15 protein-coding genes are annotated in these 20,283 nt (G+C 71.2%); 13 read left to right on the plus strand and 2 right to left on the minus strand.

All coding sequences use genetic code 11. The features are described 5' to 3' along the window. Positions 1–165: 165 nt before the first annotated feature. The gene (locus IE168_RS11960; RefSeq protein WP_189498525.1) at positions 166–822 is read right to left on the minus strand and encodes a hypothetical protein; all 657 of its coding nucleotides are present in this window, start codon (positions 820–822) and stop codon (positions 166–168) included. Between the two features lie 45 nt (positions 823–867). Further along, the gene (locus tag IE168_RS11965; RefSeq protein ID WP_189498527.1) at positions 868–3,348 is read right to left on the minus strand and encodes a penicillin-binding protein 1A; all 2,481 of its coding nucleotides are present in this window, start codon (positions 3,346–3,348) and stop codon (positions 868–870) included. Positions 3,349–3,586: 238 nt separating this feature from the next. Here IE168_RS11965 and IE168_RS11970 point away from each other — a divergent pair, with 238 nt between their 5' ends. The 13 genes from IE168_RS11970 (at position 3,587) to tkt (ending at position 20,277) form a co-directional block, all read left to right on the plus strand. Then, positions 3,587–4,645 carry a pilus assembly protein PilM gene (locus IE168_RS11970; RefSeq protein WP_189498528.1) on the plus strand — a complete coding sequence of 353 codons (1,059 nt, stop codon included), beginning with the start codon at positions 3,587–3,589 and terminating at the stop codon, positions 4,643–4,645. Further along, complete coding sequence (locus tag IE168_RS11975; protein WP_189498530.1) at positions 4,645–5,322, plus strand: PilN domain-containing protein; 678 nt, start codon at positions 4,645–4,647, stop codon at positions 5,320–5,322. The genes IE168_RS11970 and IE168_RS11975 overlap by 1 nt, the downstream gene beginning before the upstream one ends. An 11-nt stretch (positions 5,323–5,333) precedes the next feature. Continuing rightward, positions 5,334–5,996, plus strand: a complete 663-nt coding sequence (locus IE168_RS11980; protein ID WP_386659377.1) for a type IV pilus inner membrane component PilO — start codon at positions 5,334–5,336, stop codon at positions 5,994–5,996. Positions 5,997–6,003: 7 nt separating this feature from the next. Further along, positions 6,004–6,537 (plus strand): pilus assembly protein PilP, encoded by a 534-nt coding sequence (locus IE168_RS11985; RefSeq protein WP_189498717.1) that lies wholly within the window; start codon positions 6,004–6,006, stop codon positions 6,535–6,537. A gap of 14 nt (positions 6,538–6,551) precedes the next feature. Next, complete coding sequence (locus tag IE168_RS11990) at positions 6,552–8,495, plus strand: type IV pilus secretin PilQ (protein ID WP_189498535.1); 1,944 nt, start codon at positions 6,552–6,554, stop codon at positions 8,493–8,495. Positions 8,496–9,630: 1,135 nt separating this feature from the next. Continuing rightward, positions 9,631–10,623: an AAA family ATPase gene (locus tag IE168_RS11995; protein ID WP_189498537.1), complete on the plus strand. Its 993-nt coding sequence runs from the start codon at positions 9,631–9,633 to the stop codon at positions 10,621–10,623. 62 nt (positions 10,624–10,685) lie between these two features. After that, positions 10,686–11,645, plus strand: coding sequence for a DUF58 domain-containing protein (locus tag IE168_RS12000; protein ID WP_229823509.1), 960 nt, complete (start codon positions 10,686–10,688; stop codon positions 11,643–11,645). After that, a complete protein-coding gene (locus IE168_RS12005) occupies positions 11,645–12,094 on the plus strand; it encodes a DUF4381 domain-containing protein (protein ID WP_189498539.1) in 450 nt (149 codons plus the stop codon). The genes IE168_RS12000 and IE168_RS12005 overlap by 1 nt, the downstream gene beginning before the upstream one ends. Beyond that, positions 12,094–13,113, plus strand: a complete 1,020-nt coding sequence (locus IE168_RS12010; RefSeq protein WP_189498541.1) for a vWA domain-containing protein — start codon at positions 12,094–12,096, stop codon at positions 13,111–13,113. Before IE168_RS12005 ends, IE168_RS12010 begins: the two co-directional genes overlap by 1 nt. Then, on the plus strand, positions 13,110–14,903 hold the full coding sequence (locus tag IE168_RS12015; RefSeq protein ID WP_189498544.1) for a VWA domain-containing protein: 1,794 nt from the start codon (positions 13,110–13,112) through the stop codon (positions 14,901–14,903). Before IE168_RS12010 ends, IE168_RS12015 begins: the two co-directional genes overlap by 4 nt. A 3-nt stretch (positions 14,904–14,906) precedes the next feature. Continuing rightward, positions 14,907–16,598, plus strand: a complete 1,692-nt coding sequence (locus tag IE168_RS12020) for a BatD family protein (RefSeq protein ID WP_189498546.1) — start codon at positions 14,907–14,909, stop codon at positions 16,596–16,598. Between the two features lie 58 nt (positions 16,599–16,656). Continuing rightward, entirely contained in the window at positions 16,657–17,991 is a 1,335-nt protein-coding gene (locus IE168_RS12025; RefSeq protein ID WP_189498548.1) for a dicarboxylate/amino acid:cation symporter, read from the plus strand. Positions 17,992–18,282: 291 nt separating this feature from the next. Then, positions 18,283–20,277: a transketolase gene (gene tkt, locus IE168_RS12030; RefSeq protein ID WP_189498550.1), complete on the plus strand. Its 1,995-nt coding sequence runs from the start codon at positions 18,283–18,285 to the stop codon at positions 20,275–20,277. The last annotated feature ends 6 nt before the right edge of the window (positions 20,278–20,283 follow it).

Genomic DNA, 20,283 nt, shown 5'->3' on the forward strand with positions numbered 1-20,283 from the left:
AGTGGGAGCAGGACAGCGCAGATTCCGGCTGGGCATCCCCCCTGCGTCCGCGCCGGGCCGCCGCAGCTTCCCGAAGCGCCCCCTGCGTCTGCGCCGGGCCGCTGCAGCCGAAAAGACCAACGCGAACATTCCCCCCGATTGGCCGAAGAACCTCTTTTGGCCGCCTCAGCGCGGCGCGCCGGCGTCGAGGAACGCCGCGGCTTCCTCCTCGGCCAGCAGCTTCCGCAGCTGGCTGGTCGATGCGCGCGCCATGGGGCGCTCGTCGGTCGCCGACAGCGGGGCCTGGCGCAGCGTGTCGAGGGGGAGCACGGCCAGGTCGAAGGCGATGCCGTCGGCGTTGAACACCCACACCGGGGCATCGCGGTCGCGCACGCGGTCCAGGCGCAGGCGCCGCCAGCTGGCTTCGGCGGGAATGCCGGCATCGGCCAGGAAGCGCGCAACCGCGTCGGCGTCGTCGGCATGCAGGTGCAGCGAGACCGGCGTGTGTGCGTCGGCCGTGCCTTCCAGCACGCGCCCGACCAGGCGCGGGTGGAAGGCGTGGAAGAACTCCAGCGCCTGCAGGGCGGCGCGCCGCCGCTCGTCCAGCGCAGCCGCCTGCGCGTCACCCTGGAACAGGCGCTGGTACTCGCGCAGGGCCTCGTCGATCTCGCTGTTGCGCGGCAGCGACGCGTCGTCGCGGATGCCGAGGCGCTCGGCGGCCTTGAGTTTGGCCAGGTGGTGGTCGCGGATGCCGCTTTCCGCCATCAGTCGGGCGGCCTCGTGGGCCAGGCGGTGCCGGCGTTCCCGGGTGCGTCGCTCGGCGTGCTGTCGGGCGCGGTGCATGCGGAGCCCTCCCTGTGGACTCCGCAAGCCTAACGGATGCCTGCGTCAGAAGATGTCGAAGGCTTCCTCGGCGGGGACTTCGTCGTCGTAGTCGTCGAAGGTCGTCTCCATGCGCTCCAGGTCCTCGGCCTTCACCCACTCGGTGAGGCCGCCCTCGCCGCCGGGCAGCAGCCGGCCGCTGGCGCCGACCGACACCTTGACCATGCCCTCGGGCGGCTCGTTGGCGGCGATCGGCATGCCTTCGAGGGCCACGCGCATGAAGTCGATCCAGATCGGCAGGGCGGAGCGGCCGCCGTACTCGCGATTGCCGAGCGAGCGGTTGTCGTCCCGGCCCACCCAGACCACCGTCGCCAGGCTGCCGCCGAAGCCGGAGAACCAGGCGTCGCGGTGGTCGTTGGTGGAGCCGGTCTTGCCGCCCACGTCCTCGCGGCCGAGCGCCTTGGCCGCGGTGCCGGTGCCGCGCAGGACCACGTCGCGCATCATCGAGACCAGCTGGTAGGCGACCCGGGGGTCGATCGCGCGGGGCGCGATGACGGCGTCCGGGTCCGGCGCTTCCGCCGCCTGCGCGGCGCTGCTGGCCTCCACGGCAGGGGCCGCGGGCGCGGACGGCCCGAGGTTGAAGCCATCCACGACCGTGGCCGGCACGCCCGGCTGGCCGCCGGCGCCGCAGCTGCGGCAGGCGATCGCCGGGTTCTCCTTGAAGATCACCTGGCCATCGCGGTCGCGCACTTCATCGATGAACCACGGGGTGACGCGGAAGCCGCCGTTGGCGAACACCGCATAGCCGCGCGTGATGTCCAGCGGCGCCAGCGAAGGCGTGCCGAGCGAGATCGACAGGTTGGGCGGCAGCTCCGACTCGTCGAAGCCCATGTGGCTGATGTAGCGGCGCGCGTAGTCGACGCCGATGGCATCGAGCAGGCGCACCGACACGAGGTTGCGGGAGCGAACCAGCGCTTCGCGCAGGCGCATCGGCCCCACGAACCGGCCGTCGTCGTTCTGCGGGCGCCAGTCCTGGCCGCGACGCATGCGGAACACCACCGGCGCATCGAGCACGATCGAGGCCGGATTGAAGCCGCGCTCGAACGCCGCCGCATAGATGAAGGGCTTGAAGCTGGAGCCGGGCTGGCGGCGGGCCTGCGTCGCACGATTGAACTTCTGTCCGGCGAAGCTGAAGCCGCCGACCAGCGAACGCAGGGCGCCGGTGTCGTATTCGAGCGAGACGAGCGTGGCCTGGCCGCGGGGAAGCTGGTCCAGCTGCCAGGTGGGTTTCGCATCGGCCGGCGGCGGGGCGCCGTCCTTGCCCTTGGCCTCGATGCGACGCACGCGGGTCAAGTCGCCGCGCTTGAGCAGGGCGGCGGGGCTCTTGCCGGTCCAGCGGCTCGAGGCCGCATCCAGGGTCACCACCGTGCCGTCCGCCAGCACCACGTCGGCGGTGCCTGCGTCGGCGCGCAGCACGATCGCGGGCAGCAGGCCCGACTGCGCCGGGATCCCGCGCAGGCGCGCGGACGCGGTGGCCGGATCCTCGTCGGCGGACAGCTCGAAGGTCTGCTCGACCTTCGACCAGCCATGGCGATGGTCGTACGCCGACAGGCCGTCGCGGACCGCCTTGTCGGCGGCCGTCTGCATCACCGGGTCGATGGTGGTGGTGACGTGGTAGCCGCGGGTCAGGACGTCGCCGCCGTAGCGCTCGATCATTTCCTGGCGAACCATCTCGGCCACGTAGGGGGCGTAGACCTCGACCGGGCGCTCGTGCGGACGCGCGTGCATCTCCACCGCCTGCGCGGTGGTCGCCTGGGCGCGCGTGACGAAGCCCAGGTCCGCCATGCGCTCGAGGACGTAGTCGCGGCGGATCTTCGCGCGCTCGGGGTTGGAGATCGGGTTGCCGCTGGACGGGAACTTCGGGATCGCGGCGAGCGAGGCGACCTCGTCGAGGTCGAGCTCGGCCAACTGCTTGCCGTAGTAGAACTCGGCCGCGGCGGCGACGCCGTAGGAGCGGTTACCGAAGAAGCTCTTGTTGAGGTACAGCTCGAAGATCTCGTCCTTGCTGAGCTCGCGCTCCATCTTCATCGCCAGCAGCATTTCCTCGAACTTGCGCGTGTAGCTCACCTCCGGGCTGAGGTAGAACTGGCGCGCCACCTGCTGGGTGATGGTCGAGCCGCCGGGCACGCCCTCCTTGGAACCGGTCTTGGCGATCAGCCAGACCGCGCGCGCGACGCCCTTGTAGTCGATGCCGTCGTGCTCGTAGAAGCGGTTGTCCTCGATCGCGATGAAGGCCTGCTTGACCGCCTCGGGCACCTGGGCGATGTCGACCGGGTAGCGGCGCATCTCGCCGAACAGCGCCATCAGCCGGCCGTCGCGGGCGTACACGTACATCGGCTCCTGCAGCTCGATGTCGCGCAGGCTCTCGACGTCGGGAAGGCGGGACGACACCACGTAGTAGATGCTGCCCGCGGCCAGCAGGCCGAGCAGGATGGCGATGGCGGCGAGCAGCAGCAGCCAGCGGAACAGGCGGCGGAAACGTGGCATCGATGGATCCCGGGAGGACTGGCCCTTGGCGGGCCGTGTGGAGTCGCGCAGTATATAGAGGAGCCGCGGCGGCCCGGACGGCCGCGCGGCAAGGGGTGACGCAACGCGTCAGGACGTGACCAAGCGCGCAATGCGGCACGGTTTCGTGTGCCGCTTGTTGCCATCCGGTAAAAACTCCGTTATCTAATGCGTCGGGGCACGAAGCGCACGTAAGCGCCCGTGACATGGGGAGAAAAGCGTGGGGCTGATCACAAAAAGCCAGGCACCGCTGGTCGGGGTCGATATCAGTTCGACAGCGGTAAAGCTGTTGCAGCTGTCCCGGTCCGGTGACCGGTACAAGGTCGAACACTACGCCGTCGAGCCGCTGCCGCCGAACGCGGTGGTCGAGAAGAGCATCGTCGAGGTCGAGGCCGTCGGCGAAGCGATCCGCCGCGCGATGTCCCGCTCCGGCAGCAAGGCGAAGCACGCCGCGGCCGCGGTCGCGGGCTCCGCGGTCATCATCAAGCTGATCCCGATGCCCGCCGACCTCGACGAGGACGAGATGGAGTCCCAGGTCGAGCTCGAGGCGGTCAACTACATCCCGTATCCGATCGAGGAAGTGAACCTCGACTTCGAAGTGCTGGGCCCGATGCCCGGCAATCCCGAGATGGTGCAGGTGATGCTCGCGGCCTCGCGTTCGGAGAGCGTCGAGATGCGCGCGTCCGCGCTGGAACTCGGCGGACTCACCGCCCGGGTGATGGACGTCGAGGCCTTCGCGATCGAGAACGCGTTCGCCCTGCTGGCCAATACGCTCAATGTGCCGCGCGACGGCATCGTTGCCCTGGTCGACATCGGCGCGACGATGACCACGCTCAGCATCCTGCGCAATGGCCGCAGCCTGTACACGCGCGAGCAGGTCTTCGGCGGCAAGCAGCTCACCGACGAGGTGATGCGCCGCTACGGACTGTCCTACGAGGAGGCCGGCCTGGCCAAGCGCCAGGGCGGGCTGCCGGAAAGCTACGAGATCGAAGTGCTGGAGCCGTTCAAGGAGGCGCTGGTCCAGCAGATCAGCCGCCTGCTGCAGTTCTTCTACGCCGGCAGCGAATTCAACCGCGTCGACCAGGTGGTGCTGGCCGGCGGCTGCGCCTCGATCAGCGGCATCGCCGAGATGGTCGAGGAGCAGCTCGGCGTGCAGACCACGGTGGCCAATCCGCTCGCGCAGATGACGCTCGGCCCCCGCGTGCAGGCGCACGCGCTGGCCCAGGATGCGCCGGCCCTCATGATCGCCTGCGGACTGGCCCTGAGGAGCTTCGACTGATGGCACGCATCAACCTCCTCCCGTGGCGCGCCGAGCGCCGCAAGCAGCGCCAGAAGGAATTCGGCGTCATGCTGGCCTTCGCGGCGCTGGCCGGCCTGCTGCTGTGGTTCCTCGTCAACGGCTATTACAACGCCCAGATCGACGGCCAGAACGCACGCAACGCCTACCTGCAGGACCAGATCAAGCACGTCGAGGCCAGCATCACCGAGATCGACGAACTCGACCGCCAGAAAGCCCGCCTGCTGGCGCGCAAGGAAGTGATCGAGCAGCTGCAGGCCAACCGCTCGCAGATGGTCCACCTGTTCGACTCGCTGGTGCGCACGATCCCCGACGGCGTGGTGCTGACCAACATCAAGCAGGTCGGCGAGGCGCTGACCCTGGAAGGCCGCTCGCAGTCCAACGCGCGCGTCAGCACCTACATGCGCAACCTCGAAGGCTCGGGCTGGATGACCAAGCCCGACCTCTCGATCATCGAGGCGCGCGACGGCGTGGCCGGGCTGCCCTATGCCTTCACCCTGGCGGTGCAGCTGGCCAATCCGAACGCGCCCAAGGACGAGGATGGCGACGGCATCCCGGACGCGGTGCCGCCGGTCGACGCGGCACCCGCGGCCGATGCGCCCGCCGGGTCCGCACCGGTTGAAACCGCGCCCGTGGCAGAAGAAGGAGCCGCCTCGTGAGCAAGCGCAAGATGTCGCTCAAGGAGCTGGACTTCAACAACATCGGCTCGTGGCCGCGCGAGTACCGGATCGGGTTCTGCGTGATCGTCGGCCTGCTGATCTTCGGCCTGCTGTGGTGGGTGCTGACCCGCGACAAGGGCGACCAGCTCGAGGGCCTGGAGCGCACCGAGTCCGACCTGCGCGCCGAGTTCGAGACCAAGCAGGGCCGCGCGGCCAACCTCGAGCCGCTGAAGCTGCAGCTGGCGCAGATGGAGCAGCAGCTGCAGCAGATGCTGCGCCAGCTGCCCAGCCGCACCGAGATGCCCGACCTGATCGTGGACATCTCGCAGACCGCGCTCGCCACGGGCATCCAGAACGAGCTCTTCCAGCCCGGTCCCGAGACGCCCAAGGAGTTCTACGCGGAGAAGCCGATCGCGCTGCGCATGGTGGGCAGCTACCACCAGTTCGGCGCCTTCGTCAGCGGCGTCGCTTCGCTGCCGCGGGTGGTGATCATGACCATGCACGACATCCAGCTGCGCCCGCGCGGCGGCGACAAGGATCCGCGCGCCGGCATCCGGCCCGACTCCCCGCTGGAACTGGCGGGCACGGTGAAGACCTATCGCTATCTCGACGAGGACGAGGCGGCCGCGCAGGAAGCCGCGGCGGCCGCCGCAGCAGCCGGGGGGAGCCGCTGACATGGGGATGACATCCAACGCGCTCCGCGGGCTGGCCTGCCTGGCCGCCGTCGCCGCCCTGGCGGGCTGCGGCCGGGGCATCACCAGCGAGCCCGGTGGCGCGCCGAACCTCGAGGAGTGGGTGGCGAACGTGCGTGCGCGTCCCGCGCCGCCGCTCGATCCGCTCCCGGTCATGCAGCAGTTCGAGACCTTCGAATACGCCGCGCAGGGGATGCGCGATCCGTTCAGTGCGGCTTTCACCAACGAAGGCGGCGGCAGCGGGCCGCGGCCGGACTCCAACCGACGCAAGCAGACGCTCGAACAGTTCCCGCTCGACGGCCTCGACATGGTCGGGTCGCTGGGCGCGGGCAGCTCGCTCAAGGCGCTGGTCCTGGCGCCGGACAAGGTCACCTACCAGGTGAGCCCCGGGGTGTACATGGGCCAGAACGACGGCCGCGTCACCAGCGTTTCCGAAGACCGTATCGAACTCGTCGAACTCGTGCCCGATGGCGCCGGCGGCTGGCTGGAAAGGCCTGCCTCGATCGCGCTCGAAGACAATTGATTAGGGGAAGCCAGATGACCTTCACCAACGCGCAACGCCGTTCGTCGACCCAGCGGGCCCTGCCCTTCCGGGCAGGCGCCTGCGGACTCCTCGTCGGCCTGCTCGCCGCCCTCGGCCCGGTCAGCGCCGCGCCGGCCCCGGGCGTCCCCGTGGCCAGCTTCGCCCAGTCCGCCGCAGTCGCGGTCGACCCGGCCAAGCAGGTCCCGGCCGAAGTGGCCGTGGCCGGTATCGACTTCAAGCGCGGCGACGGTGGCGCCGGCAAGCTGGTGCTCCGCTTCGACGGCGAGGGCGCGGCCCCCGACCTCCGTACCGAAGGCGGCACCGTCATCGTCAACGTCGGCAATGCCTCGCTGCCGGCGTCGCTGCAGAAGCCGCTCAACGTGACCGACTTCGCCACGCCGGTGCAGCGCATCGACGCCAACCAGGGCAGCAAGGGCACGCAGATCGTGCTGAGCACCCAGGGGGCCTTCGAGCCGCTGGCCTACCAGACCGGCCGCGACTACATCGTCGAGATCGTGCCGCGCGCGGAGGCGGCCCCGGGTCGCGCCGTTGGCGGCACCGCGGCCAACACGGTCGCGGCCACCGGCCAGGCCGCGGCGGCGGCGAGCCAGGGTGACACCCGCGCCTATCGCGGCCGCCCGGTCACGTTCAATTTCCAGGACGTCCCGGTGCGCACCGTGCTGCAGCTCATCGCCGAGCTGTCGGACCTGAACATCGTGGCCAGCGACAATGTCACCGGCAACGTGACGCTCCGCCTGATCAACGTGCCGTGGGACCAGGCGCTGGACATCGTCCTGCAGGCCAAGTCGCTGGACAAGCGCCGCAGCGGCAACGTGGTGTGGGTGGCGCCGCAGGCCGAGATCGCGAAGTTCGAGCAGGACATCGCGAACGCGCGCATCGCGCTCGAGGAAAGCGCGGAGATGGTCACCAAGTACATCCCGATCTCCTACGGCAGCGCCGAGGACATCGCCAAGCTGCTGACCGACGAAAGCAAGAACAGCCAGGGCGGTGGCGGCGGCCAGGGTGCGTCCAGCCGCGGCTTCCTGTCCTCGCGCGGCAGCCTGAGCTTCGACCGCCGCACCAACACGCTGCTGGTGATCGATATCCCGGGCCGCGTGGACGAGATCCAGCGCCTGGTCGACGAGCTCGACAAGCCGGTGGACCAGGTGGTGATCGAGTCGCGGATCGTGATCGCGAACGAGTCGTTCGCCCGTGACCTCGGTGCGCGCTTCGGCGTGCGCGGCGTGAAGGATCGCGTGATCGGCTCGGGCTCGATCGATGCCAACCACGGCCTGATCGAGTCGGCGGCAGACGCGGAGCCGGGCGACCTCCTCAAGTGGGGCGCGAATTCGCTGAACAACGATTTCAGCATCCGCAACCTCAACCCCGGTTCCATCGCCTTTACCATCCTCGGCAATACGATCGACTGGGATCTCGAGCTCCAGGCGCTGCAGCAGGAACAGCGCGGCGAGGTCGTGTCCAACCCGCGCGTGGTCACCAGCAACCAGCGTGAGGCGGTTATCCGCCAAGGCCGCGAGATCGGCTACCTGACTGTGACTGGCGGTCAGAGCAATAACGTCCCGACGGTGCAGTTCAAGGAGGCGTTGCTTGAGCTCAAGGTCACTCCGACCATCACCGCCGATGGTCGAGTGTTCCTGAACCTTGCGGTCAAGAAGGACGAAATTGCGGACATGACCGAGATCGTTGGCTTCGGCGAAATCCCGAATTTGGCCAAGCGTGAGATCACCACCGCGGTGCTGATCGAGGACGGTCAGACGGTCGTGATCGGCGGCGTCTACGAGTTCAGCGATCGCAACTCAGTGTCCAAGGTGCCCTTCCTGGGCGATCTGCCGATTCTGGGCAACCTGTTCAAGACCAAGGGCCGCTCCAAGGCCAAGGCCGAGCTGCTGATCTTCGTCACCCCGCGCGTCCTGCGCGTGGCGCCGCGCAGCTACTGATCGGATCCAGGCGTGTCACGCACGACGGGGCCTTGGGGCCCCGTTTTCGTATCATTGGTCCAGCGGCTCCGACATTGACGGTGAGCCTGTGGTCTTAGAATTTTCTCGAAGCCCGAATCGGGACGGCCGGCTGCTTTTTATCTTTCGTATCGCGGTTGAATGGGTGCGCTCCGCGTGAGCTCTTTGGTTCACGTGTGAGCGGCATGGAGGATCGCGCATCAAAGTCTTGGCGCCAAATTTGGATTCAGCTGAAGAATAGGCGTCTTCGCGGCCCTCTGTTCACAAGCGCAAGCCCGCCAGGGTTATTGCATGGAGCTGTCAAGGAGGAACTGGGAATGTCGAAGATCGGTTTGATCTCATCAATACTGTTTATCGCGAGCGCCGCCTACTCGGGTCTCGCCATCGCTGCAACGGAAACCCTCTCGGCCTATTCAAGGCAGGGAAGTACGTATGGAGACAGTACTGCTACTACCGCCCCGGTGACTGTCAAGTGCACTCTTGCCACAGGCGCATCCAGTGGGAGCACGGCGGCGTGCTATGTCAGGGCGCCCGGCTATCAGGGCACACTTGCCGTTGGGCAAGCAATCGGAACCACAGGGCCTGGGGCTGTTCAGTTGACATGTAGTGGCACTTATCCTGCTCGAGGGCGACTCTCGTGTGAAGCTGTTGTTGATGATTCGGCTTGCGATGGTGATCAAGCACTCTCTGCTTACTCGAGCCGTGGCAGCACTTACGGAGAGAATGCCCCGGTTTTCTCGATAGCCATGGTCGAGTGCACTAGGGCGAGCGGTGCGTCGAGTGGCAGTACCGCGCGTTGCTACATCAAGGCTCCCGGATATCAAGGGACCCTCAATGTTGGTCAGATGATGGGTACGAACGGCGCTGGGACGGTTCAGCTGACCTGTTCAGGCACTTATCCGGCGACTGGGACGCTGTCCTGCGGGGCTCGTGTCACGCAGACTTGCCCATGATCGGGCTGGGTGCTAATGGAAAGTAAATTAGCGGATGGGGCCCTTGGGCCCCATCTTCGTTTCCGTTCCCTCGCCGCCACGTTGCCGGGCGCCGGGCTTGAACCAATGCAGCCCGATCAGGTCAAACTGGTTCCGGCGCAGCGCGCGCCGCCAACAGGCACGCCATGGACATCCCGATTGACGAGAGCAGCCGCTTGCATGGCCTGTTCACCGGCCTGCGCGACGCGCTCGCCGCCGAGATCATCGGCCAGTCGGCCCTGGTCGAGCGCCTGCTGGTGGCGCTGCTTGCCGACGGCCACCTGCTGGTCGAAGGCGCGCCGGGCCTGGCCAAGACCAGCGCGATCCGCGCGCTGGCCGCACGCGTCGAGGCCGACTTCGCGCGCCTGCAGTTCACGCCGGACCTGCTGCCGGCCGACCTGACCGGCACCGAGGTCTGGCGCCCGCAGGACGGGCGATTCGAGTTCCTGCCGGGCCCCGTCTTCCATTCGCTGCTGCTGGCCGACGAGGTCAACCGCGCGCCGGCCAAGGTGCAGTCGGCGTTGCTGGAGGCGATGGGCGAGCGCCAGGTCACCGTCGGCCGCCAGACCTATGCACTGCCTGCGCTGTTCCTGGTGATGGCGACGCAGAATCCGATCGAGCAGGAGGGCACGTTCCCGCTGCCCGAAGCCCAGCTCGACCGCTTCCTGATGCACGTGCGGATCGGCTATCCTGAGGCCGACGCGGAAACAGCCATCCTGCGCCTGGCCCGGGAGCGCGCGATCGCGGCGCTCGAGGCTCCGTCTGTCCCCGCGCAGCGGATCCCCCAGGCCGACGTGATGGCGGCGCGCTCGGCGGTGCTGGCGCTGCACATGGCCCCGGCGGTGGAACGCTACCTGGTGGCGATCGTGCTTGCCTCGCGGGATGCGGGTCGCTACGACGAGGCGCTCGGACGCCGCATCGCCTGGGGCGCGAGCCCGCGCGGGTCGATCGCGCTGGAACGCTGCGCGCGGGCGCATGCCTGGCTGGCGGGCCGGGATTTTGTGACGCCCGACGACGTGCGCGCGATGGCGCCCGACGTGCTCCGCCATCGCGTGTTGCCGAGCTACGAGGCGACCGCCGAGGGCTGGGACGGCGAGCGCCTGGTGCAGGCCCTGCTGGAGCAGGTGCCGCTGCCGTGACCCGTGCGGGCCTGCCACGCGCGTTGGGTGCGCGACTGCAGCGTCCCGGCGCCGCGGCCGCGCTGGCCGCGCGCGGCACCGGAGTCGCCGGGCCGTCGGAAGACGGGCGTGGTGGCCACTCCGAAGGCGTCGCGCCGACGCTCGCCGAATTGATCGCGCTCCGTGGCCTCGCGCACGCGCGAGGCGGCGTGCGTCGCGGTGCATCGGGGGTGCGCGCGCAGGCTCCCTCGATGCTGCGCGGCCGCGGCATGGAGTACGCCGAGTCGCGCGGCTACGCGATCGGCGACGACGCCCGCCACATCGACTGGCGCGTGACCGCGCGCACCGGCAAGCCGCACACCAAGCTGTTCCAGGCCGAACGCGAGCGCACCACGCTCCTGGTCTGCGACACCGCGCCGGCGCTCTATTTCGGCACGCGGGTCCGGTTCAAATCGGTGCAGGCCGCGCGCGCCGGCGCGGTCGCGGCCTGGCGTGCGGTGGCCGAGGGCGACCGCATCGCCGCCCTGCGCGGCAGCCGCGCGGCGCCACCGGTGCCGGCGGCGTCCGGCGCCCGCGGCGCGCTGCGCGTGCTCGACGCCCTGGCGCAGTGGTATGCGCGCCCCGTGGACGACGACGCCGGGCTCGAGGCCGCGCTCGGTCAGGCGCGGCGCCTGCTGCGGCCCGGATCACGGCTGCTGGTGCTGGCCGATCCGGCGAGCGTGGCGGCCATTCCCGACGAGCGCTGGCCGGCGCTGGCCGCCCACCACCAGGTGGACGTGCTGCTGCTGACCGATCCGCTGGAGACCGAGCCGCCCAGCGGACTTTTCGGCTTCGCTCCCGCCGCGCCTGGCGGCGACATCGCGCGCCGTGTCGACCTCGACCTCGCCGACCCGGCCCAGCGCAGGCGCTGGCAGGAGGCGTTCGCCAACCAGGTGTCGACGACCATCAGTGCGCTGGCCGCCCGCGGCGTGCGGGCGATCGCGCTGCCCTGCAACGCGCCGAGCGATGCCTGGCTTGCCGCACCGGGTGCGGGACGGCGCTGATGGTCGACGGCCTCGTCCTGCGCGATCTCCACCTGTCCACGGCGCCGTCGTGGTGGCCGCCGGCGCCGGGATGGTGGCTGGTGGCCGGCGCGCTGCTGGCGCTGGCCTTCGGGGTGCTGGGCTGGCGGCTGCAGCGTCTGCGCCGCCGCCGTCGCCTGCTGGCGCTGTTCGATGCGGAAACCTCGGGCACCGATGCCAACGAGGTCGTCGCCGCGATCTCGTCGCTGCTGCGCCGTGCGGGACGCCGCATCCATCCGGATGCCGATCATCTCGCGGGCCAGGACTGGCTCGCCTTCCTCGACCAGGGGCGCGAGGTGCGCCGCTTCGACGGCGCCCGCGGCGCGCTGCTGCTGGAAGGCGCCTACCGCCCTGGCCTCGACCTGGACGACGTCGCCGACCTGCGCGCCGCGGCGCGCGAGCGCTTCATCGAGTGGATGGCCAGGCGCTGATGGACCTGCCCGCCGCATTCGGACCGTTCGCGGGTTTCGCCTGGCCCTGGCTGCTGCTGGCGCTGCCGCTGCCCTGGCTGCTGGCGGCCGTGCTGCCGCCGGTGCGCACGGGGGGGGCCGCGCTGCGCGTCCCGTGGTCGGCAGAACGCCTGGCCGAACTTGCGGCGGGGGCGGATGCAGGACCGCGCGTGCGCGCGCCGGGCACGCCCTGGCTGGCCTGGCTCGGCTGGGCGCTGCTGTGCCTCGCGGCCGCGCGCCCGATGGCCTGGGGCGAGGCCGTGCAGCCGCCGCAGGTCGCGCGTGAGCTGATGCTCGCCGTCGACCTCTCGGCCAGCATGGGCGAGCGCGACATGCTGGTGGGCGACGAGGTGGTGGACCGGCTGGCCGCGGCCAAGGCCGTGATCGCCGACTTCCTCGATCGCCGCGAAGGCGACCGCGTCGGCCTGCTGGTGTTCGGCCGTGGCGCCTACGTGCTGGCGCCGGCGACCGCCGACCTCGCGACCGTGCGCGAGCAGCTGATGGCCACCCAGGTCGCGCTGGCCGGGCGCGAGACCGCCATCGGCGACGCCATCGGGCTGGGCGTGAAGCGGCTGCAGGCCCAGCGCGGCGGCGAGCGCGTGCTGGTGCTGCTCACCGACGGCGTCAATACCGCCGGCGTGCTGGATCCGATGAAGGCCGCCGACATCGCCCGCGACTCCGGCGTGCGCATCCACACCATCGCGTTCGGCGGCGACGGCGAGGAGCTGTCGGTGTTCGGCTTCCGGCTGCCCTCGGGCGGCAGCGAGATCGACGAGGCCGCGCTGGCGCGCATCGCCGATACGACCGGCGGACGCAGCTTCCGCGCCCGCGACACCGCGAGCCTCGCGGAGATCTACGGCGAGATCGACCGCATCGAGCCCGTGGAGACGCGCGGCGAGGCCGTTCGCCCGCGCCTGGAGCGCTACCACTGGCCGCTGGGCCTGGCGCTGGCCTGCGGCCTGATGGCGGCCGGGCTTGCGTGGCGGAGGCGCGGACGATGACGCTGCCGTTCGGCGAGCTGCAGTTCCTCCGTCCGGCCTGGCTGCTGGCGCTCGCGCTGCTGCCGGTGATCGCGCTGGCGTGGCGCCGGCGTGCGCGCGACCGCAGCGGCTGGCGTTCGGCGGTGGACCCGCACCTGCTGCCGCACCTGCTCGAGCGTGGGGGCGGCGCACGGCGCGGCGCGTTCGCGGGCATCGCCGTGCTGGCCGGCCTGGGCCTCGCGATCGTCGCGCTGGCCGGACCGGCCTGGCGCACGGTGCCGCAGCCGCTGCAGGCGGGTGGTGGCGCGCTGGTGCTGGCGCTCGACCTGTCCAGCAGCACGCTCGCCAACGACCTGCAGCCGTCGCGACTGGCACAGGCGCGGGCACGCCTGGACGCGCTGCTGCGCGTGCACGCCGGCGACGTGGCGCTGGTGGCCTATGCCGACGATGCCCACGTGGTGTCGCCGCTGACGCCCGATCCGGCCAACGTGGCGGTGTTCCTGGAGGCGCTGTCGCCCGACGTCATGCCCGTCGATGGCCAGCGTCCGGATCGCGCCATCGACCTCGCCGCCGACCTGCTGCGGCAGGCCGGCCACGCGCGCGGCGGGATCCTGCTGCTGGCGCCCGCCGCCGACGCCTCCGCGGTGCGGGCGGCGGGGCGCGCCGCGGGGCGGGGCTACACCGTGTCGGTGCTCGCCATGGGTACGGCGGCGGGCGCCGGCTACCGCGGGCGTGACGGTGAAATCCACCGCAGCACGCTTGATGCGGAGTCGCTGCGCGCGCTGGCGGCCGCCGGCGGCGGGCGCGTGCACGGCTGGGACGAGGCGCCGGCGCAGGTCCTGGCCGGCCTGGAGGCGGCCGGCGGCGCGGGTGGCGGCTCCGTGGCGGGCGCGGGCCGGGTGCGCGAGGACGGCGGCTACTGGCTGTTGCCGCTGGCGATGCTGCTCCTGCTGCCGGCGTTCCGGCGCGGCGGAGTACTGGCGGTGCTGGCGCTGTGCCTGGCGCTGCCGGTGCCACCCTCGCTCGCGGCGGACGACATCGACGCGCCCGCCGCCACCGCCTGGCGACGGGCCGACCAGACCGCCCATGCCCGCAGCGCCGAGGCCGAGGCCGCGTACCGGCGCGGTGATTTCGCCGCGGCCGCGCGCGGCTTCGCCGGGCTGCCCGGCGCCGATGCCGCCTACAACCGCGGCAATGCGCTGGCCCGCGCCGGCCGCTACGAGGAGGCGATCGCCGCCTACGACGACGCCCTTGGCCAGTCGCCGGGAATGCCCGATGCCCTCGCCAACCGGGCCGCGGTGGAGGCCGCGATGCGGCGCGAGCCGCCGCCGGGCGGTGGCCGCGGCGGCGACAGTGCCCCCGATGCGGGCGAGGGTGGCCGCGGCGACGGCCGAGATGCCGGCGATCGCGGCGACGATGGCCACGCCGCCCCTGACGACGATCCGGGCAAGGAGCCCGACGGCGACGCATCCGGTCCGCAGCCGCCCCCGCGCCCGGACACCGGCGCCGAAGGCACGCCGCCGCAGGCCGGCGAAGCGGAGCCGGACGCCGAAGCCCGCGCCCGCCAGCAGGCGGCCGATGCCGCCCAGCGCGAGGTCATGCAGCGCGCGCTCGACGCCGCCGAAGCCGAGGGTCAGGGTGCCGGAGGCGACGACGCGCGGAACGTCGCCGGCCAGAGCGAGTCGACCGCCGCCGCCGAGCGCGAGCAGGCCAACGCCGCATGGCTGCGGCGCGTCCCCGACGATCCGGGGGCGCTGCTGCGCGCGCGCTTCCGCAACGAACACCTGCGCCGCCGCGCAGGGGAGCGCTGATCCATGCCGAACCCGTCCGCCACGTCCCGCGGCATCGTTCACTGGCTGCTCGCCCTGGTGCTGGTCCTTGCGCCGCAGCTGGCGGCGGCCGAGGTCCGCGCCTGGCTCGATCGCGACCGTATCGAGCTTGGCGAGACCGTCACGCTCAATATCGAGACCGACGGCGGCGGCCGGCCCGACTACGGCCCGCTGGACCAGGACTTCCGGATCGAACAGCGCAGCAGCCGCCAGTCCTTCGAGACGCGCAACGGGCAGCCGGTGACGCGCACGCTGTACGCGGTGGCGCTGCAGCCTGCGCGCGAGGGCCGCCTGGCGATTCCCGCGCTGCGCGTGGGCAGTGAACGCACGGTGCCGGTGACGCTGACCGTGGTTCCCGCCAGCGTCGCGCAGGCGCGTGCGCGCGGGCCCGCCTTCATCGAGGCCGAAGTCGACGATCCGTCGCCCTACGTCCAGCAGGCGGTCGGCCTGCGACTCAGGCTGTACTACTCGGTGCAACTGCTTTCCGGCCAGCTCGACCAGCCCGCGGTGGATGGCGTGGGCCTGCAGCGTGCCGGCAGCGACCTGCAGTACACGCGTGAAGTGGGCGGGCGCCGGTTCCAGGTGGTGGAGCGGCGCTACCTGCTGATCCCCGAGCGCAGCGGCCGGATCACGCTGCCGGCCGCCACCTTCCGCGGCCGCGGCGTCGGCGGCTGGCTCGACGACCTGTTCGGCGATGGCCAGCGCGCGCTGTCGGCCGACGGGCCGGCGCTTGCGCTCGACGTGCAGCCGGTGCCCGACGGCGCGCCGCGTCCGTGGCTGCCGCTGCACGGGCTGCAGCTGCGCTGGCTGCAGACACCGGATGCCACGCGCGCCGGCGATGCGTTCACCGTGGAGCTCGAGCTGGTCGCCGACGGGGCCACGGCGGCACAGCTGGAACCCCCGATGCTGGTGGCCGACGCGGGCGCGCAGGTCTTCCCCGAGCCCGCGCAGCACGATGAAACCATCGAGGACGGGCGCCCGCGCGTGCGCATGGTGCGCCGGTTCTCGGTCCTGCCCGCGCGTGCGGGCCCGCTGCGCATCGAGGCGCCGACGATGGCGTGGTGGGACGTCGGCGCCGACCGCGCGCGGACGGCGACCGTGGCGCCGCTCGAACTCGACGTGGCCGCCGCGGCGGGCGGCGGTGGCATGGAAGACGCGGGCGCGCTCCCCGGGAGTGATGCCGGGCCCTGGATACGCCTGCCGGGCGTGCAGGGGCCGGTCCACCGCTGGGCGCTGGCCACGGTGGTCTTCGCGCTGCTGTGGCTGGTCACCCTGGCCTGGGCGCTGCAGTGGCGCCAGCGGGGGCTCGCCGTCGCGACGGGGGCGGTTGCCGTGGCGCCGGCGCGACGACGCCCGGACGGCGCGGCCGCCTCCCGCAGCCACGGGCCCGCGCTGCGCAGGGCGCTCGACACCGGTGACCTCGGCGAAGTCGCGGAGGCGCTGTGCGCGCTGGCGACGCCCCCGGCCGCCGACCTCGACGCCCTGTCGGTCAGGCTCGCGCCGGGTCCGCAGCGCGAGGCCATCGCTGGGCTGCAGCGCGCGCGCTGGGGCCAGGACGGCGCCGGTGCGGCGCAGGCGCGGGCGGCCGTCCGCGCCGCCTTCGCGCGTGGTCCGGACTGGCTTGACGGCGGCGATGCCGGCGACGACGGGCTCCTGCCGCCGCACTATCCGCGCTGAGGGCGGCTGGTGCGGCTTTGCTAAGCTCCGCGGTCCACACCGTTCCGGGGAAGACCGCATGACCGAGCCGACCGCGCCCGCCGGGCAGCGCATGCCGCTGCACTGGAAGATCGCCATCGGCTTCGTCGCCGGCCTCGTGCTCGGCCTGTTCGTGCACTACGGGATCGGCCGCGACGCCGGCTGGGTGCAGGCCCTGACCCAGTACGCCACGCAGCCGTTTTCGACGCTGTTCCTCAGCCTGATCTTCATGATGATCGTGCCGCTGCTGTTCTCGGCGCTGGTGGTGGGCGTGTCGGAGATGGGTGACGTGCGCTCGCTCGGCCGCATCGGCTGGCGCACCCTGGTCGCGACCGTGGTGCTGTCGGGCATCGCGGTGCTGCTCGGCCTGGTGATGGTGAACGTGTTCAAGCCCGGCGTCGGCGTCGACCCGGTGCTGGCGCAGCAGCTGCTGGCCGAGGGCGCCGAGCGCACTGCGGCCATCGTCCGCGACAGCGGCGCGCAGCCCACCGGCATGCAGATGGTGCTCGACATCGTGCCGCAGAACGTGGTCGGCGCCGCCGCCAACAACGCCAACATCCTGGCGCTGATGTTCTTTGCGCTGATGTTCGGCGTCGGCATCGTGCTGAGCCCGGACACGGCGCCGATCCGCACGCTCCGCCGCGGCATCGAGGGCATCTTCGAGATCTCGATGACCCTGATCGGGCTGATCATCCGCCTGGCGCCGCTGGCGGTGTTCTGCTTCATGTTCAACCTCGCCGTGCTGTTCGGCTGGGACCTGCTGTTGCGGCTGGGCGCCTTCGTGCTGGTGGTGGTGGGCGCGCTGGCGCTGCACATGCTGGTGACGTACTCGCTGGCGCTGAAGTTCGTCGGCGGCTATTCGCCGGTGAAGTTCTTCAGGGGCGTGCAGGAGGCGATGCTGATGGCCTTCTCCACCGCGTCGAGCAACGCCACGCTGCCGACCGCGCTGAAGGTGGCCGACCAGGACCTGCACCTGCCGAACAAGGTCTCGCGCTTCGTGCTGACCATCGGTGCCACCGCCAACCAGAACGGCACCGCGCTGTTCGAAGGCGTGACGGTGATCTTCCTGGCGCAGTTCTTCGGCGTGGATCTCACGCTCGGCCAGCAGTTCATGGTGATGCTGGTCTGCATCCTCGGCGGCATCGGCACCGCCGGCGTGCCCTCGGGCTCGCTGCCTGTGGTGGCCCTGATCTGCGCGATGGTGGGCGTGCCGCCGGAGGGCATCGGCCTGATCCTGGGCGTGAACCACTTCCTCGACATGTGCCGGACCACGGTGAACGTGACCGGAGACCTCGGCATCGCGGCGATCGTGTCCAAGGGCGAGGTGGACGCGCCGGTGGAGCTGGCGGACGACAGCTCCGGAACGGCGGCCTGAACCCGGCCGTCTTCCCTGCGGGAACCGGCCGGGCCCCTGCTGGAACCGGATCTTCCACGGTAGGGGCAGCTACAGCTGCGACCCGATCAGCTGGCTGAAGCTGCGACCGGATCAGCCGGCTGACGGCCGGATCCGTCGGTTCAGCTTGATGCCTGTCCCTTTGGAGATCCCGGTCGCAGCTGTAGCTGCTCCTGCAGGAAGGTGCCTGGCGCAGCGTGGCGGCGGGAGACTCCGCGGGCGGGGGATGGGACAATGACGGCTTCGCCCGCCGCCCGCCCCGCCCGAGAGCCCATGACCAGCCCCAGCCCCAGCCGCCGCGACCTCGCCAACGCCATCCGCATCCTCGCCATGGACGCCGTCCAGGCGGCCAACTCCGGCCACCCCGGCATGCCCATGGGCATGGCCGACATCGCCGAGGTGCTGTGGAACGACTACCTGAACCACAACCCGGGCAACCCGAAGTGGTTCAACCGCGACCGCTTCGTGCTCTCCAACGGCCACGGCTCGATGCTGCAGTACGCGCTGCTGCACCTGGCCGGCTACGACCTGCCGATCGAGCAGCTGAAGAATTTCCGCCAGCTCGGCTTCCGCACCCCGGGCCACCCGGAGAACTTCGTCACCGACGGCGTCGAGACCACCACCGGGCCGCTGGGCCAGGGCTTCGCCAATGCCGTCGGCTTCGCGCTGGCCGAGAAGCTGCTGGCGCAGCGCTTCAACCGCCCCGAGTTCGCCGTGGTCGACCACCGCACCTGGGTGTTCCTGGGCGACGGCTGCCTGATGGAGGGCATCAGCCACGAGGCCGCCTCGCTGGCCGGCACCTGGGGCCTGGGCAAGCTGGTGGCGTTCTGGGACGACAACCGCATCTCGATCGACGGCGACGTCGCGGGCTGGTTCACCGACGACACCCCGGCGCGCTTCGAGGCCTACGGTTGGCGCGTGATCCGCGGCGTCGACGGCCATGACGCCAAGGCGATCAAGTCCGCGATCGACCAGGCCATGCAGGACGACAGCAAACCGGTGCTGGTCTGCTGCCGCACCACGATCGGCTTCGGTTCGCCGGCCAAGGCGGGCAGCGAGTCATCGCACGGCGCGCCGCTGGGGCGTGACGAGATCGCCGCCACGCGCAAGGCGCTGGGCTGGGAACACGGCGACTTCGAGATTCCCGCGGCCATCTACGACGGCTGGCGCGCCAACAACGCCGGCACCGTGCGCGAGGACCAGTGGAACCGCCTGTTCGACGCCTATGCACAGCGCCATCCCGAGCTGGCCGCGGAACTGACCCGCCGCTCGCACGGCGAGCTGCCGGAAGGCTTCGCCGCCGCCGCCGACGCCTACATCGCGAAGCTGCAGGCCGACAGCCCCAAGGTCGCCTCGCGCAAGGCCTCGCAGATGGCGATCGAGGCCTTCGCGCCGCACCTGCCCGAACTCGTCGGCGGCTCGGCCGACCTCGCCGGCTCCAACCTCACGCTGTGGAGCGGCAGCAAGTCGGTCGCCGGTGACGATCCCGACGCCAACTACGTCTACTACGGCGTGCGCGAGTTCGGGATGACCGCGATCTCCAACGGCCTGGCGCTGCACGGCGGCTTCATTCCCTACGACGCCACCTTCCTGGTGTTCAGCGACTACGCGCGCAACGCCGTGCGCATGAGCGCGCTGATGGGCGCGCACGCGATCCACGTCTACACCCACGACTCCATCGGCCTGGGCGAGGACGGCCCGACCCACCAGCCGATCGAGCACCTGGCCAGCCTGCGCGCGATCCCGGGCAACGACGTCTGGCGTCCCTGCGACGCGGTCGAATCCGCCGTGTGCTGGAAGGCCGCAATCGAGCGCCGCGACGGCCCTGGCTGCCTGGTGTTCTCGCGCCAGAACCTGGCCCCGCAGCAGCGTGACGCCGCCCAGGTGGCGGCGATCGCTCGCGGCGGCTACGTGCTGAAGGATTCGGTCGGCGCGCCGGAGATCATCCTGATCGCCACCGGCTCCGAAGTCGGCCTGGCGATGGACGCCGCCGCGCAGCTTGGTGATACCGTGCGCGTGGTGTCGATGCCCTCGACCGACGTCTTCGACCGCCAGGACGTCGCGTACCGCGAATCCGTGCTGCCCGACGCCTGCCGCAAGCGCGTCGCCATCGAAGCCGGCATCAGCGACTTCTGGCGCAAGTACGTCGGACTCGACGGCGCGGTGGTCGGCATCGACCGCTTCGGCGCCAGCGCGCCGGCGGAGGTGCTGTTCCCGCACTTCGGCTTCACGGTCGAGGCGGTGGTCGACGCCGCCCGCGCGCTGTAAGGCGCG

It is taken from the genome of Luteimonas padinae (assembly GCF_014652935.1).
In the GTDB taxonomy this organism is placed as follows: Bacteria; Pseudomonadota; Gammaproteobacteria; order Xanthomonadales; family Xanthomonadaceae; genus Luteimonas; species Luteimonas padinae.

Excerpts from the sequence above, each read along its gene's own strand:
- IE168_RS11960 (WP_189498525.1), bottom strand. The coding sequence starts at position 822 with ATGCACCGCGCCCGACAGCACGCCGAGCGACGCACCCGGGAACGCCGG.
- IE168_RS11965 (WP_189498527.1), bottom strand. The coding sequence starts at position 3,348 with ATGCCACGTTTCCGCCGCCTGTTCCGCTGGCTGCTGCTGCTCGCCGCC.
- IE168_RS11975 (WP_189498530.1), top strand. The coding sequence starts at position 4,645 with ATGGCACGCATCAACCTCCTCCCGTGGCGCGCCGAGCGCCGCAAGCAG.
- IE168_RS11980 (WP_386659377.1), top strand. The coding sequence starts at position 5,334 with ATGTCGCTCAAGGAGCTGGACTTCAACAACATCGGCTCGTGGCCGCGC.
- IE168_RS11985 (WP_189498717.1), top strand. The coding sequence starts at position 6,004 with ATGACATCCAACGCGCTCCGCGGGCTGGCCTGCCTGGCCGCCGTCGCC.
- IE168_RS11990 (WP_189498535.1), top strand. The coding sequence starts at position 6,552 with ATGACCTTCACCAACGCGCAACGCCGTTCGTCGACCCAGCGGGCCCTG.
- IE168_RS11995 (WP_189498537.1), top strand. The coding sequence starts at position 9,631 with ATGGACATCCCGATTGACGAGAGCAGCCGCTTGCATGGCCTGTTCACC.
- IE168_RS12005 (WP_189498539.1), top strand. The coding sequence starts at position 11,645 with ATGGTCGACGGCCTCGTCCTGCGCGATCTCCACCTGTCCACGGCGCCG.
- IE168_RS12010 (WP_189498541.1), top strand. The coding sequence starts at position 12,094 with ATGGACCTGCCCGCCGCATTCGGACCGTTCGCGGGTTTCGCCTGGCCC.
- IE168_RS12015 (WP_189498544.1), top strand. The coding sequence starts at position 13,110 with ATGACGCTGCCGTTCGGCGAGCTGCAGTTCCTCCGTCCGGCCTGGCTG.
- IE168_RS12020 (WP_189498546.1), top strand. The coding sequence starts at position 14,907 with ATGCCGAACCCGTCCGCCACGTCCCGCGGCATCGTTCACTGGCTGCTC.
- IE168_RS12025 (WP_189498548.1), top strand. The coding sequence starts at position 16,657 with ATGACCGAGCCGACCGCGCCCGCCGGGCAGCGCATGCCGCTGCACTGG.
- tkt (WP_189498550.1), top strand. The coding sequence starts at position 18,283 with ATGACCAGCCCCAGCCCCAGCCGCCGCGACCTCGCCAACGCCATCCGC.